The organism is Streptomyces sp. NBC_01451, assembly GCF_036227485.1.
GTDB lineage: Bacteria > Actinomycetota > Actinomycetes > Streptomycetales > Streptomycetaceae > Streptomyces.
In genome coordinates, this window is sequence record NZ_CP109479.1 from 3,100,938 (window position 1) to 3,115,261 (window position 14,324).

General features: G+C 70.2%; 9 protein-coding genes. 5 read left to right on the forward strand and 4 right to left on the reverse strand.

Features of this window, described 5'->3' with window-relative positions:
- Positions 1–212 precede the first annotated feature (212 nt).
- The 4 genes from OG595_RS13145 to OG595_RS13160 form a co-directional block, all read right to left on the reverse strand.
- A complete protein-coding gene (locus OG595_RS13145) occupies positions 213–1,625 on the reverse strand; it encodes a DUF6351 family protein (protein ID WP_329271407.1) in 1,413 nt (470 codons plus the stop codon).
- 284 nt (positions 1,626–1,909) lie between these two features.
- Entirely contained in the window at positions 1,910–2,821 is a 912-nt protein-coding gene (locus tag OG595_RS13150; RefSeq protein ID WP_329271408.1) for a carbohydrate ABC transporter permease, read from the reverse strand.
- Positions 2,821–3,723 (reverse strand): carbohydrate ABC transporter permease, encoded by a 903-nt coding sequence (locus tag OG595_RS13155; protein ID WP_443073022.1) that lies wholly within the window; start codon positions 3,721–3,723, stop codon positions 2,821–2,823. The genes OG595_RS13150 and OG595_RS13155 overlap by 1 nt, the downstream gene beginning before the upstream one ends.
- The gene (locus tag OG595_RS13160; protein ID WP_329271410.1) at positions 3,720–5,039 is read right to left on the reverse strand and encodes an extracellular solute-binding protein; all 1,320 of its coding nucleotides are present in this window, start codon (positions 5,037–5,039) and stop codon (positions 3,720–3,722) included. The genes OG595_RS13155 and OG595_RS13160 overlap by 4 nt, the downstream gene beginning before the upstream one ends.
- Positions 5,040–5,229: 190 nt before the next feature.
- Here OG595_RS13160 and OG595_RS13165 point away from each other — a divergent pair, with 190 nt between their 5' ends.
- The 5 genes from OG595_RS13165 (at position 5,230) to OG595_RS13185 (ending at position 14,276) form a co-directional block, all read left to right on the forward strand.
- A complete protein-coding gene (locus tag OG595_RS13165) occupies positions 5,230–6,261 on the forward strand; it encodes a LacI family DNA-binding transcriptional regulator (RefSeq protein WP_329271412.1) in 1,032 nt (343 codons plus the stop codon).
- Positions 6,262–6,367: 106 nt separating this feature from the next.
- Positions 6,368–8,689, forward strand: coding sequence for a glycoside hydrolase family 3 N-terminal domain-containing protein (locus OG595_RS13170; RefSeq protein ID WP_329271414.1), 2,322 nt, complete (start codon positions 6,368–6,370; stop codon positions 8,687–8,689).
- A gap of 250 nt (positions 8,690–8,939) precedes the next feature.
- On the forward strand, positions 8,940–11,462 hold the full coding sequence (locus OG595_RS13175; RefSeq protein ID WP_329271417.1) for a glycoside hydrolase family 2 TIM barrel-domain containing protein: 2,523 nt from the start codon (positions 8,940–8,942) through the stop codon (positions 11,460–11,462).
- 53 nt (positions 11,463–11,515) lie between these two features.
- Complete coding sequence (locus OG595_RS13180) at positions 11,516–12,577, forward strand: LacI family DNA-binding transcriptional regulator (protein WP_329271419.1); 1,062 nt, start codon at positions 11,516–11,518, stop codon at positions 12,575–12,577.
- A gap of 358 nt (positions 12,578–12,935) precedes the next feature.
- The gene (locus OG595_RS13185; protein WP_329271421.1) at positions 12,936–14,276 is read left to right on the forward strand and encodes a lipase/acyltransferase domain-containing protein; all 1,341 of its coding nucleotides are present in this window, start codon (positions 12,936–12,938) and stop codon (positions 14,274–14,276) included.
- Positions 14,277–14,324: the final 48 nt, after the last annotated feature.

The following is a 14,324-nucleotide window of genomic DNA, read 5'->3' on the forward strand; positions in this document are numbered from 1 at the left end:
TCTGCGTCCGGCCCGTTGGGGGTCCACGTCGATCTTCTGACACCGGTTTGCCCGGTTGTGTCTCCGGGTCCCCGTCCCAGGGCGCGGGAAACATGCCCCGTCGGTCTCCTCGGCTCGGCCGCGCCGACCGGCGAGCCGACACCCCGGAGCACCGGCCGCGTCCCGCGAGTCCGACGACTCCCGGGACGCGGCCGGTGCTCCGGCCCTCGTCGTCAGTGCCCGGCCGGGTGCGCCGGTCCTTCGCGGCCGACCGTCAGTGGGGCCGGGCGGTAGGGGACGTACGCCGCCCCGTCCAGACCGAGCGCGGTGGCGGACCGCTGGAGTTCGGCCGGGGTCGCGACCGCGTCCCAGCGGCCGGTGTCGACACGGTGTTCGAGGGCGTGCAGCGCGGCCACCGTCTCGGCGGTGGTGAACGCGCAGTGACCCTGCCGTTCGACATAGGCCTGCCGCAGCAGTGCACCGTCGCCCGAGGCGCGCACCCGGGCGGCGAAGCGGGTCTCCTGCTCCACCGGCACCAGGTCGTCGGCGGTGGTGTGGATGTCGAGCAGGGGCACCTCAAGCCCCTGACCGGCGGAGGAGGTCCGCTGAGCGGTGCGGACGGCGGCGGGGTCGGCGGTGATCGTGGCGCCCTCGGTCAGTGTGCGCAGGTCGGCGCGGAGGTCGAGGCCGGCCGCCCGGTAGAGGGCGCGGACCTGGGGGGCGTGCACGGAACCGGCGAGCAGGCGGGCGTAGTCGACGCCCCGGTTCCAGGAGTTGTTGCCGCCGACGGACTGCTCGATGGCGTACCGGCCGAACTCGACGAACGACAGGATGCCCTGCGCGAACCACGCGTACTGCTGCTCCTGCTGGCCCGCCCAGTCGGTCGGGGCGGGCCGGTCCTTGCCGGGAGCCCAGGCGGGCAGGTTGAGGAAGGCGGCAGCCAGGGCGATCCGGGCGCGGCCCTGCGGGGTGGCCTGGGCCGCGGTGACCGCCTTGGTGAGCACGTCGGCGGTGGCGGCGGCCTCGGCCGGGGTGCCGAACCGTACGAGTTTCACGTCCTGTTCGGGCAGCAGCAGGCGCGCGATCGTGTACTCGGCGTCCAGCTGGTAGTTCTCCAGGTCCGTGGCGCCCGCGACCAGGCCGCACATGCCGAGCGCGCCGTCGATGATCCCGCCGCCGTCCCGGGCCAGCTGCGCGTTGACGAGCCCGCCCATCGACGTGCCCATGGCCAGGGTGTGCGACGGCTCGCCGATCTTCGCTGTGACGGCGTCGATGGTGGCGAACTGGTCCCGTGCGGCGCTGTCCAGGGCCCACATCGAGCCGTTCGGGTCGTACGACGAACCGGCCAGCGCATATCCCCGGGCGAGCAGTTCGACGCGTAGGGCCTCCGTGGGTGCGTTCATGGCGATGGTGGGGCCGAAGCCGTGGCTGAACACCACCAGGGTGCCGTTCCAGTCGTCGGGGACGTCGGCGATCCAGGTGGCTCCGTCGGCGAGGGTGCCGGTGAGGCGGCCGGCGACGGCCGCGTCCGGCTGGGCGGCGGACGAGGGGAGGGTGGTGAGCGCCACCGAGGTCAGCGCGGCCAGGACGGCCAGGGTGATGCGCGAACCGGTGCGGCGGGTGCGGGGGCGGGTGCCTGCGGGCATGGAGCGGCTCCTTGTGGGGGTGGGGGGACGGTTTACGGAGCGGGACCTGACAGGTGCTCAGTGCGCTGAACGAAGACGTGGAGGAATGTAGGGCTGATTTCTTGCGGCCGTCAAGATAATGCACAGCTTTGTTGATGCGAGTGGGTGAGTCGGTACCGGGCTCGCCCGAGAGGCCCGGAATGGCCGCTCACATGACGGCGCCGGCCCCCGGTGATGCTGGGGGCCGGCGGTGAGTGGGCGGCCGTCAGGGCCACCGCGGGGAGGCGGATCGTCGTCGTCGGCCGCTACTTGCCGAAGCCCGCGGTGAGTCCGCCGATCAGCTGGCGGCGGCCGATGACGTAGAGGGCGAGGATCGGGAGGGTGGACAGGACGACGGCGGCCAGGATCGCGGGGATGTTGATGGTGAACTCGCCCTGGAAGCTCCACACGAACAGCGGCAGGACGCGTTTGTCGGGGCTCTGGGTCAGGATCAGCGGGAAGAGGAAGCCGTTCCAGACGTTGAGCGCGTCGTAGATCGTCACCGTGATCAGCGCCGGCCGGGAGAGCGGCAGCGCCAGACTCCACAGCATGCGCCAGTGGCCGGCGCCGTCGGCACGCATCGACTCGTACAGCTCGTCCGGGATGTCCCGGAGGAAGTTGACGAGGATGATCACCGTGAGCGGGATGGCGAACGCCGCCGAGGGGAGCACGATCGCGCCCAGGGTGTCGTACATCTGCGCCTTGGCGATCAGGTAGTACACCGGGATGATCGTGGCCTGCAACGGGATGGCGAGCCCCAGCAGGAAGACGCTGAACGTCCAGCGCAGGGCGCGGCTGGTGCCGCGCACGATGGCGTAGGCCGCCAGGAACGACACCGCGAGGGTCAGCAGCGTGGCGCCGGTGGTCACCACGACGCTGTTCCACAGGAAGTGGGCGAAGTCGTTGTCCAGGACCAGGCGGTAGTTCTCCAGCGTCGGACGGGTCGGGAGCGCGAGGGGGTTGGCATCGAAGAACCCCTCGCGGGTGCGGAGGCTGGTGACGACGACCCAGTACACCGGTACGAGGACGATCAGCAGCCAGAGCAGGCCGCCCAGGGCGCCCGGCGAGTTGGTGCGGCGCAGCCGGGCGAGGCGGCCCGGCCGCGTGGACGGTGCTGCGGACGACCGGGGCGCACGGGCCTCGGAGTCGGTCTGCGGGGCGTGGGAGAGCGCGGACATCACACACCTGCCTGCTGGCTTCGCATCCGGGAGAAACCGGAGAAGCGGACGACGATCAGGGAGAGAAGGAGCCCGGCGGCGACCAGGATGACGGAGATCGCGCTGGCGAGGCCCATCTCGTTGCTCTGGAAGCCGGTGATGTACATGTCGAGCGGGAGCAGGCGGGTGGCGTAGCCGGGGCCGCCGCCGGTGAGGACGAACACCAGGTCGAAGTAGGTGAGCGAGCCGACCAGCATCAGCGTCGAGGAGGTGACGACGGTGTAGCGGAGCTGGGGCAGGGTGATGTGCCAGAACTGGGCGAGCCGGCCCGCCCCGTCGATGGCGGCGGCCTCGTACAGCGAGGCCGGGATCTGCCGGGTGCCCGCCTGGTAGAGCAGGGTGTGGAACGGTACGAACTGCCAGGCGATGACGAACACGACCGCGTAGAAGGCGAGTTCGGGATCGCCCAGCCAGTTCTGGTTCAGCAGGGGCAGGTCGAGGCTCGCGCCCAGGCCGAAGTTGGGGTCGAGCAGGTTCTTGAAGATGATGGCGATGGCCGCCGAGGAGATCAGCAGCGGGACGAAGTAGAAGACCGCGAGGAGGGCCCGGTAGCGCTGCCTGCCGGCGACGAAGACGCCCAGCAGCAGGCTGACCGGGGTCTGTACGAGCCAGGAGACCAGCATGAACTTGAGCGTGAGCCAGAGGGCGTGCCGGGTGACGTCGCTGGTCAGCGCCTCGCGCCAGTTGCCGGTCCCGGCCCACGCCGGACTGCCCAGTCCGTCCCAGTGGGTGAAGCTGAGGTAGACGACGATCCCCATCGGGACGAGCGCGAAGACACCGAAGAGCAGCAGGGCGGGCAGGGCCATGAGGAAGGGCGGGCCGCCCTGCTGCCGGGGCGTCGCGGCGGCCTTGGCGGTGCTCACTTCGCCGCCGCCTCGTCCATCTGCGCGCAGAACTCCTCCGGGCCGATCTGGCCGAGGAAGAGCTGGTCGAGGTGGGTGAGCAGGTCGTTGCCGAGTTCGGGGCTGAGTGCCTGGTCCCAGGAGAGCTGGAAGTTCTCGGCGTCGCCGGTGAGGTTGTAGACGTACGACGACCAGTCCGCGTTGGCCGATGCCTCGATCTTGGCGTCCAGGTCCTTCACCGGCGGGACGTCGCCGTTCTTGAGCAGGCTGTCGATGTAGGTGTCGTTGTAGACGCCGTCCCTGAGGTACGCCACAGCGGCCTTCTTCTCCTTGGCGCTCGCCTGCGCGGACAGCGAGAAGAAGTTGGCCGTGTTGCCGACGATGTTGCTCGCGTCGCCCTTGCCACCGGTGACGGCCGGGAAGCCGGTCCAGCCGAGGTTTCCGGCGGAGACGAACTCGGGCGCACCGGTGGCGATGGTGCCGTATCCCCAGCTGCCCTGGAGGATCATCGCGGCCTTGCCGGTGTACAGCTGAGCCTCGGCCTGGCCGGTGTCGGCGGAGACCGAGGTGAAGCCCTTGGCGAAGCCGCCCGCGTCGACGAGCTGCTTGACCATCCGGGTGGCTTCGAGGACGGCGGGGTCGGACCAGGCGCCCTTCTCGCCTTCGGCGATGGCGGCGAAGGTGTCCGGGCCGCCGACGCGGTCGACGAGGTACTCCAGCCACATCAGGTCCGGCCACTTGGAGGCGCCGCCCATGGAGATCGGCGCGATGCCCTGGGCCTTGAACTTCTTCACCAGGGCGAGCAGGTCGTCCCAGGTCTTCGGCGGCTCGGCGCCGGCCTTCTTGAACAGTTCCTGGTTGAAGTACAGGACCACCGGCTGCACGCCGTTGACGGGCACGCCGTACGTCTTGCCGTCGAAGGTGGCCGACTTCAGGACCGAGGGGAAGATCCGGTTCTTCCACTCCGGGCTGGCGTCGAGGTCGGGGGTGAGGTCGGTGACCTTGCCCGCGTCCACGTAGCTCTTCAGCCCGCCGCCGCCCCAGTTCTCGAAGAGGACCGGGCCGTTGCCGGCGCCGACGGCGGTGCGCAGCTTCTGCTTGTACGGGTCGTTCTGGAAGTACTGGTAGGTGACCTGGCTGTCCGGGTGCTGTTTGTTCCACTCCGTGGCGGAGGCCCGGAAGGTCGCTTCGGACCCCTGGGTCAGCGCCCAGACCAGCGCGCCGTCACCGGAGTCGGCGCCGGCGCCGCGTCCGCCGCTGCCGCAGGCGGAGAGAGTCAGGGCGAGTGCCGCCGCCGAGGCGGTGGCCATGACACGGATCGGGGTTCTCAGGGCCATCGGGAGCTCCTTCGCTCTGCAGAGGATCCGGTTCGAAAGTTTTCGAAACCTCTACGATTTCTGGCCGATAAAGTAGGTGCGGATGCGGAGGGGGTCAAGACGCCGAGCAGAATATTATTCCGGACAATTCCGCTCTGGACCGCTGCGAAAGCTTGCGCTAACGTCCCCGTAAACCATCGAAAGGATCAGTATGGCGAAGAGAGCCGTTACGCGGAGTCGGACCACCCTGACCGGTGTCGCCGAAGCGGCCGGGGTCTCTGTGGCCACCGTGTCGAAGGTGGTCAACGGTCGCAGCGACGTCTCTCCCGAGACCCGGGCGCGCGTCGAGCAACTGCTGGTCGAGCACGACTACGTGGCCCGCGGCCCGGGTGGCGCGCAGTCGCCGGTGCGCACGATCGACCTGACCTTCGACGCGCTGCTCAACTCCAACAACCTGGTCATCGCGCGGGGTGTGACGGAGGCGGCGGCCGAGGCGGGCGTCGACGTCGTCCTCGGTACGGCGCCCGACGACCCGCTCGGTGCCGCCTGGACCCGGCGGATCGCCAACGCCGGGCGGGAGGGCGTCATCCTGGTGACGTCCGAGCTGACCTCACGGCAGCGCGCCCAGTTCGCGCAGGCCGGCATCCCGGTGGTGCTGATCGACCCGACGAACGTGCCGGACGAGAGTGTGCCGAGCATCGGTGCGACGAACTTCGCCGGTGGCATGACCGCGACCGAGCACCTGCTGAAGCTCGGCCACCGCAGGATCGCGATGATCGAGGGACGGCACGACGCCGTCTGCAACACCGCACGCCTGCACGGCTACCGGGCCGCGCTCACCGGCGCCGGCATCACCCCCGACCCCCGGCTCATCAAGCAGGGCGACTTCCGCTTCGAACCCGCGCACCGGGCCGCCCTGGAACTCTTCGCCCTCGACGACCCGCCCACCGCGGTCTTCACCGGCAACGACCTGTCGGCGTTCGGCGTCATCGAAGCCGCCCGCCGGCACGGCCTGCGGGTGCCCGAGGACCTGAGTGTCGTCGGCTTCGACGACACCGCCGCGGCCAGCACCTCCGCCCCGCCGCTGACCACCGTCCGCCAGCCCTTCGTCGAGATCGGCCGCGCCGCGCTGCGCACCCTGCTCCGGCTCACGGCCGGAGAGCCACTGGACAGCCACCGGGTCGAGTTGGCCACCCAGCTCGTCGTCCGCTCGTCCACCGCCCCGCCGCCCGCCTCCTCCTGAGCCACCTCATCGTGAAAGACCCCTCCGGAAACCCCTCCTGAGACCCCCCTCCCGAAGCGCCCCCGCTGGACCGCCTCCCCCGCGACTACCACCCCGAGGACACGCCATGACCACGCCTTGGGCCGATCCGGCCTGCCCCCGTGACGACAGGGTCGAGGCACTGCTCGCCCAGATGACCCTGGAAGAGAAGCTCGCCCAGCTCGGCAGCGCCTGGCCCGGCGTGGAACACGTCAGCGGAAACGTGGCCCCCATGCAGGACGTCTTCGCCCGCCACAACGAGTTCGAGCGGGCCAGCAAGGACGGCCTGGGCCATCTCACCCGCCCGTTCGGTACCAAGCCCGTCGACCCGACAGAAGGCGCGCACCAACTGGCCGCCCTGCAAAGTGAGTTGATGGACAGCACCCGGCTCGGCATCCCCGCCATCGCCCACGAGGAGTGCCTGACCGGGTTCACCACGCACCGCGCGACGGTCTTCCCCACCGCCCTCGCCTGGGCCGCCGCCTTCCACCCCGAACTCGTCGAACGCATGGCGGGCGCCATCGGTACGAGCATGCGCCGGGTCGGCGTCCACCAGGGCCTCTCACCCGTACTGGACGTCGTACGCGACTACCGCTGGGGCCGCGTCGAGGAGACACTCGGCGAGGACCCCCATCTCGTCGCGACGACCGGTACCGCCTATGTACGCGGCCTGGAGAGCGCCGGAATCATCGCCACCCTCAAGCACTTCGCCGGGTACTCCGCCTCCAGGGGCGCCCGCAACCACGCACCCGTCTCCATGGGCCCGCGCGAGCTCGCCGACGTGATCCTGCCCCCCTTCGAGGCGGCGATACGGGACGGCGGCGCCCGCTCGGTCATGAACTCCTACGCCGATGTGGACGGCGTACCGGCGGGCGCTGACGCCGGGCTGCTCACCCGGCTTCTGCGCGACGAGTGGGGCTTCGAGGGCACGGTCGTCTCCGACTACTGGTCGGTCGCCTTCCTGCGGACCATGCACCGCATCGGCGAGACCTACGGCGAGGCCGGCGCCCGCGCCCTCGAAGCCGGCATCGACGTCGAACTCCCCGACACCCTCTGCTACGGCGAGCCCCTCGCCGAACTCGTCCGCGAGGGCACCGTCTCCGAGCACCTGGTCGACCGTGCCGTACGCCGCGTACTGCGCCAGAAGGCCGAACTGGGCCTCCTGGACGCCGACTTCGACCCGGACGTCGCCACCAGCCCCACCGCCGCCACGGAGCCGATCGACCTCGACCCGCCCGAGCACCGCGCCCTCGCCCGGGACCTGGCCGAGCAGAGCGTCGTCCTGCTCGACAACCGCGCCGCCCTCCTCCCCCTGTCCGCCGGCACCGCGTCCCTCGCCCTCGTCGGCCCCTGCGCCGACGACCCGAACGCCTTCTTCGGCTGCTACTCCTTCCCCAACCACGTCCTCCCCCACCATCCCGGCCACGACAACGGCATCGAGGCCCGCTCCCTGCTGGACGCCCTGGCCATGGAACTGCCCGGGACCCTGATCACGTACGAGCAGGGCTGCCCCGTCAAGGACGCCGACCGCGCGGGCATCGACGCGGCGGTGGCCGCGGCCCGGGAGGCGGACGTCTGCGTCGCCGTCGTCGGCGACCGGGCGGGCCTTTTCGGCCTCGGCACCTCCGGCGAGGGCTGCGACGCCGAGGACCTCTCCCTGCCCGGCGTCCAGGGCGACCTGGTCGAGGCGCTGCTCGCCACCGGCACCCCGGTCGTGCTCCTCGTCGTCTCCGGCCGCCCCTACGCCCTCGGCGCGTACACCGACCGGGCTGCGGCGGTCGTCCAGGCGTTCTTCCCCGGCGAGGAGGGCGGCCCCGCCCTGGCCGGCATCCTCTCCGGACGCGTCGTCCCGTCGGGCAAGCTGCCCGTACAGGTCCCGCGAACCCCGGGCGGCCAGCCCGGCACCTATCTGCACGCGCCCCTGGGCGGCAACACCGAGGGCGTCAGCAACCTCGACCCCACGCCCGCCTACCCCTTCGGCCACGGGCTCTCGTACACGACCTTCGCCTACGACGGCCTCGACCTGGGCGCCGACACCGTGCCCACCGACGGCGAGGTCGACATCAGCTGCCTGGTCCGTAACACCGGCGACCGGCCCGGCACCGAGGTCGTGCAGCTCTACACCGCCGACCCGGTCGCCCGACTCCCTCGCCCGGTGACCCAGTTGACCGGCTTCACGCGCGTACGGCTCGACCCCGGCGAGCAGCGCAGGGTGACCTTCCGCCTCCACACCGACCGGCTCGCCTACACCGGCCCCGACCTCCACCGCATCGTCGAACCCGGCGACATCACCGTCATGCTCGGCGCCTCCAGCACCGACATCCGCCTCACCGGCACCCTCCACCTCACCGGCCCGGTCCGCGAAGCGGGCCACGACCGGGTCCTGCACACGCCGGTACACATCGCCTGACGGCTGCTGGCAGCGGCTGACTGCACGGTACGGGGGCGCGTCCCCGCAGGTCAGCAGCTCACCGCCCGCAGCGCTCCCGGCCTGCGGCAGACACCGGCGGCCCGCCGGGCCGGGGCGAGGGGCGGCGGCACGGGCGGTCGCCGCGGGCCGCCGCCCCTCGCCGGTGCCCAGGCCCAACGGAAGGACCTGCGGTAGCGTTACTAGCACGTGCAAGTTACGGTCATGGCGACCCCGAGCCCACGGAGACGCCATGATCCGCACGCCCTTCAACGACGACTGGGAGACCCGCCCCAAGGTCAGCCCCTTCGCCGAACTGTCCGGCGCGAAGGTTCCCTTCCGGCCGGTGACGCTGCCGCACGACGCGATGATCGAGCGGGAACGCACCGCGCCCGGCGGCGAGGTCACCATGGAGGGCGGCGCCGGCGCGTACTTCCCCGGCGGGACGTACGAGTACCGCAAGACCTTCACCGTGCCGGAGGAACTGCGCGGCAGGCGGATCCTCTTCGAGTTCGAGGGCGTCCACCGCGACGCCGTGGTGTTCATCAACGGGGACTACGCCGGTCAACGGCCCTACGGATATTCGCACTTCCACATCGACGCGGACCGTTTCCTGCGCTTCGGCGAGGCCAACGAGATCCGCGTCGAGGCCCGCACCCATCGCGACTCGCGCTGGTACACAGGCGCGGGCATCTACCGCGACACGTGGATGCTGGTCGGCGAAGTGGTCCGGATCGCCCCCGACGGCGTCCGCGTGAGCACCCCGGACATCGACACCGGGCGGGCGGTGGTCGAGATTGCGACGAGGGTCGAGAACGACTCGACAGCGATCCGTACGGTCGATGTTGTCACGGACATCCGCGATGCCGACGCGGGCGTGGTCGCGAGCGACGTCTCGAAGGTCACCGTGCTACCGGGCGAGCCCGCGACGGTACGCCAACGCCTCTACGTGCGGGCCCCGTTGGTGTGGAGCCCGGACACGCCCGCCCTGTACGCCGCCACCGTGACGCTGAAGGACACGGGCAGCGGAGCGGACAGCAACGCCGACGTGGACGTGGACGTGGAGACCGTCGCCTTCGGCATCCGCTCGCTGAGCCTGGACCCCGAGAACGGTCTGCGCATCAACGGCGAGACGGTCAAGCTGCGCGGCGCATGTGTCCACCACGACAACGGAGTTCTGGGCGCGGCGACCTACGCCCGTGCCGAGGAACGGCGCGTCCGGCTCCTCAAGGACGCCGGGTTCAACGCGATCCGCATGTCCCACAACCCGATGAGCAAGCCGATGCTGGACGCCTGCGACCGCCTCGGCATGCTCGTCGTGGACGAGTCCTTCGACGTGTGGACGTCCGGCAAGAGCGAGTTCGACTACAGCCTCGACTTCCCGGAATGGTGGGAGCGCGACATCGAGGCGATGGTGGCCAAGGACTTCAACCACCCCAGCGTCATCATGTACTCGATCGGCAACGAGATCCCCGAGACCGGCTCGCCCTCCGGCGCCGCGTGGGGGCGCAAACTGGCCGGGAAAGTCCGCTCGTTGGACCATACGCGTTACGTCACCAACGCGGTCAACGGCCTGCTCGCCGTGATGTCCGAACTGGGGAAGCCGGGCGGGCAGTCCCAGGAGAACCCGGGCGACGGCGAGGGGGCGGGCATCAACACCCTCATGGCCGACGCGGGCGACATGATGAACGCGATCAGCGCCTCCGGCCTCGTCACCGAGAGGACGGCCGAGTCCTTCGCCGTACTCGACGTCGCCGGCATGAACTACGCCGAGGCCCGCTACGCCCTGGACCGCGACCTGTTCCCCAACCGCATCATCCTCGGCACCGAGACCTTCCCCACCCGCATCGACGGCAACTGGCGCCTGGTCGGACAACACGCCCACGTCATCGGCGACTTCACCTGGACCGGCTGGGACTATCTCGGCGAGGTCGGCATCGGACGCCCCCAGTACCTCACCCCCGAAACACCCCGGCCCTCCCACTCGGCGCCCTACCCGTACCTGCTCGCGGGCTGCGGCGACCTCGACATCACCGGTCACCGCCGCCCCGCCTCCTACTACCGCGAGATCGTCTTCGGCCTGCGCGCGGAGCCCTACATCGCGGTCCGCCGACCCGAGCACCACGGCAAGACCTGGGCGGGGACACCCTGGGCATGGAGTGACACCATCTCCTCCTGGACCTGGCCCGGCTTCGAGGGCGCACCAGCCACCATCGAGGTCTACGGCGACGCCGACGAGGTCGAACTCCTCCTCGACGGAAGCTCCTTGGGGCGCCGACCGGTGGGCGCGGACCACCGCTTCCGCACCGAGTTCGAGACACCGTACGAGCCCGGCGAACTCCTCGCGATCACCTACCGCGACGGCACCGAAACCGGCCGCACCACCCTCCGCTCGGCGACCGGCCCGGTACGGCTGCGCGCCGAGACCGACCGCCCTGCCATCGCCGCGCACGGCGGCGACCTCGCGTACATCACCCTCACCCTGACGGACCCGGACGGCACCCTCCACACCGCCGCGGACCGCCCGGTGCGCCTCGAAGTCACGGGCTCGGGCGTCCTGTTGGGCTTCGGCAGCGCCGATCCGGCCTCCACGGAACGCTTCGACGCCACCGAACGCCGTACCTACGAAGGCCGCGCCCTCGCCGTCCTCCGCCCGACCGGCCCCGGCAGGATCAGCCTCCTCGCGTCCGCACCCGACTGCGACCCGGTCGAGGTCGACGTGTCCGTGGCCGCCGCCTCCGACGACATCCGCGCCACTGTGATCAATCCGGAGTAACACGTGCAACTACCATCCAGGAACACGGGGCGAGAGGCGAGAAGCGAGGCGCTGTGGGTACGACAGGGCAGAAGCGGGTCACGGCGGCGGACGTGGCCCAGTCGCTGGGTCTCTCGCGAGCCACCGTGGGTTTCGTCCTGAACCACACCCCGGGGCAGACGATCCCGGAGAGCACCCGGCGGCGGGTGCTCTCCGAGGCGGCGCGCATGGGCTACCGCCCGCATCGGGCGGCACAGACGCTGCGGCGCGGCAGCAGCAAGGTGATCCTGTTCGTCCTGCCGGACTGGGTGTCGGGCCTCCCCATGCAGCAGCACCTCGACGAGGCCGCGCTCGCGCTGGACGAGGCAGGCTATTCCCTGGTCACCTGCCCCCGGTACGCCGCAGGCCGGGCACGTCCCCTGTGGGAGCTGCTCACCCCGGACGTCGTACTCGGATTCAGCGCCTTCGACGCCGCCGAACTGACCTCGATGCGCGCCTGCGGCATCACCAGGATCGTCCCCGCCCCCGAGCACCCGACGACGCCGGCCGAATGGCCCGCCCTCACCGCGGGAACAGCCCTTCAGATCAACCACCTGTACGAACAGGGTCATCGACGGATCGCCTTCGCCGCCCCCGCCGGCCCCCACTCGTCCCTGCTCGACCTCCGTGTGAACACGGCCCAGGAGACAGCCGCCCGGCTCGGCCTCGATCCGCTCGACATCCGCCCGGTGGACCACCGAGACGACTCCGCCCGCGCGGCGGTCCAGCGTTGGCGCGCCGAGGGCATCACCGGTGTCGCCGCGTACAACGACGACAGCGCGGCGGCCGTGGTGGGCGCGGCGATCCGGACGGGAGTCGCCGTCCCCGACGAGCTCGCGGTGATCGGCCACGACGACACACCCCTGGCCGCCCTGTTCGTCCCCTCCCTCTCCACCGTACGGATCGACATCGTCAGCCTCGCCCACCACTTCGCCGCCTTCGCCCTCCACGAGGCGGACGGCCGGCCACTCCCCCAACGGGACACCACGGCCGACATGACGGTGATCCCCCGCGAGTCGACCCGGTCCGGCCCCGACACACCTCAGCCCGCGAACCCGCCGCGATGTTCCGCACCACCAGGAACGCGGCCGACCTGATCTCCTGGCCGCCCGATCCTCTGATTGCTCCGGTTCCTTCTCGCCGATCCGCGTGCCAACTCGGTGTCCGACACGTCGTCCGAGGTTCGCAGATGACGACCACGGAGGCAGCCCGCACGGTGAGGCCGATGCCCGCCCCACCGACTACCGGCTGCCGTGCACGTCTGGTGGCCTTGACCGGCATCACGCCTCGCTTGTCTCGCACAGGACATGGGTGATCAGGCAACCGTCGACTCGAACTCTGGTGTCTCCTCCACGTGGGCATGCGAGACTTGACACCATGGGGGATCCCGGTGACTCCGCGAGTAAATCTCCATCAGCACGGTCGCGGGACGCAGTTGTCGTCGTGCCAGGGACTATGGGCAGCGAACTCGTCGATGCCGACGGACGAGTTGTCTGGGGCCTGGGCGATCCACGTTGGTACGTAGCAGCCTGGACATCGAAGACTTCCCTGTCCGCTCTGGAGATGACCCCGGACGAGACCGAGGGTATCTACGGACGGATAACCCCGCGCCGGTTACTGCGGTTCCCGGCCTTCGCACCCTTCCTTGCCGGCTTCGAGCCCTACTCGGCGCTCCTGAAGAGTCTGCGGTCCGTCACCTACCCGGCAGCAGTCAAGGAGTTCCCTTACGACTGGCGGCTCCCGGTGGCCTACACGGGCGGCCTGTTGGCAGACTTCGCGATTCGGCACCTTGTGGAATGGCGGAACAGCGAGCAGGAAGTGGCCGCCCGCCGCCAGGACCCCGAAGGTGACAGACCGGCGCGGTTGGTGATTGTCGCCCATTCCATGGGTGGGCTGTTGGTGCGTCAGGCCTGCCGAAGCGCTGGGTTCGCGGAGGAAGTCAGGGCTACCGTCACGTTGGGGACCCCGTTTTTCGGAGCTCCGAAAGCCGTGCAGATGCTGGCCGCGCCCGGCCGAACGCTTCTACCGCGGGAGAGACTCCAGGAACTCGCACGCGGTCTGCCAGGTGTGTACGACCTGCTCCCTACCTACCGCTGCGTTGCGGACGGTGCGCAGGCTCGTCGGCTGACCGCGTCAGATGTCGACGGCGTCGGCGGTGACGGCACGTTGGCGGAGACTTCCTTCTCCTGGCAGGAGTCCGTCTCGGCGGTGCAACTGCCACACCACGAACAAGTGGTCGGCGTGAACCAGCCGACAACGCAGTCGCTCACAATCGAAGCGGGTGCGGTGACCGGGCACGAATACACCTACGAACGGACCACGACCGGCGTACAAAAGGTCGCACTGGGCGGTGACGGCACGGTACCGATGATCGCAGCCCGTATTCCGGATGGTGCCGACATTCCACTGGCTCAGTCGCACGGCGCCCTGGCGTCCCACTCCGACTCACAGATCGTGGTGGAACACGTACTGGCCAAACGCAGGAGGGGCCCGTGGTTGGGTGGCGGTGGGCTGGGGCTGAGCGTCCCCGACGTCGTCGTCGCCGGCAGTTCCTGGGAAGCGTCGGTCAACGGTACTGAACGGGCCGGCCAGCCCGTCTGCTCAGTTGTGGACGTCGCTACAGGTCTGGTGGTGGATATCCCCGAGATAAGACCGGGGGCCGCCGACGGTGTATCGGTGGCCCTCGTTTCGCCCTTACCTGTCGGACTCTTCCGCGTCAGTGCCGACGGTGGCGGAACCGCTCCTGTGCAACAAATGGTGATGGTCACTCCTGATACGGGAAGGCCAGCGCGGTGAGACCGCTCCCGATTCACACAGGGCGTCCGGACACGTCCGATTCCTCGC

Excerpts from the sequence above, each read along its gene's own strand:
- OG595_RS13150 (WP_329271408.1), bottom strand. The coding sequence starts at position 2,821 with ATGTCCGCGCTCTCCCACGCCCCGCAGACCGACTCCGAGGCCCGTGCG.
- OG595_RS13145 (WP_329271407.1), bottom strand. The coding sequence starts at position 1,625 with ATGCCCGCAGGCACCCGCCCCCGCACCCGCCGCACCGGTTCGCGCATC.
- OG595_RS13165 (WP_329271412.1), top strand. The coding sequence starts at position 5,230 with ATGGCGAAGAGAGCCGTTACGCGGAGTCGGACCACCCTGACCGGTGTC.
- OG595_RS13170 (WP_329271414.1), top strand. The coding sequence starts at position 6,368 with ATGACCACGCCTTGGGCCGATCCGGCCTGCCCCCGTGACGACAGGGTC.
- OG595_RS13175 (WP_329271417.1), top strand. The coding sequence starts at position 8,940 with ATGATCCGCACGCCCTTCAACGACGACTGGGAGACCCGCCCCAAGGTC.
- OG595_RS13185 (WP_329271421.1), top strand. The coding sequence starts at position 12,936 with ATGGGCAGCGAACTCGTCGATGCCGACGGACGAGTTGTCTGGGGCCTG.
- OG595_RS13160 (WP_329271410.1), bottom strand. The coding sequence starts at position 5,039 with ATGGCCCTGAGAACCCCGATCCGTGTCATGGCCACCGCCTCGGCGGCG.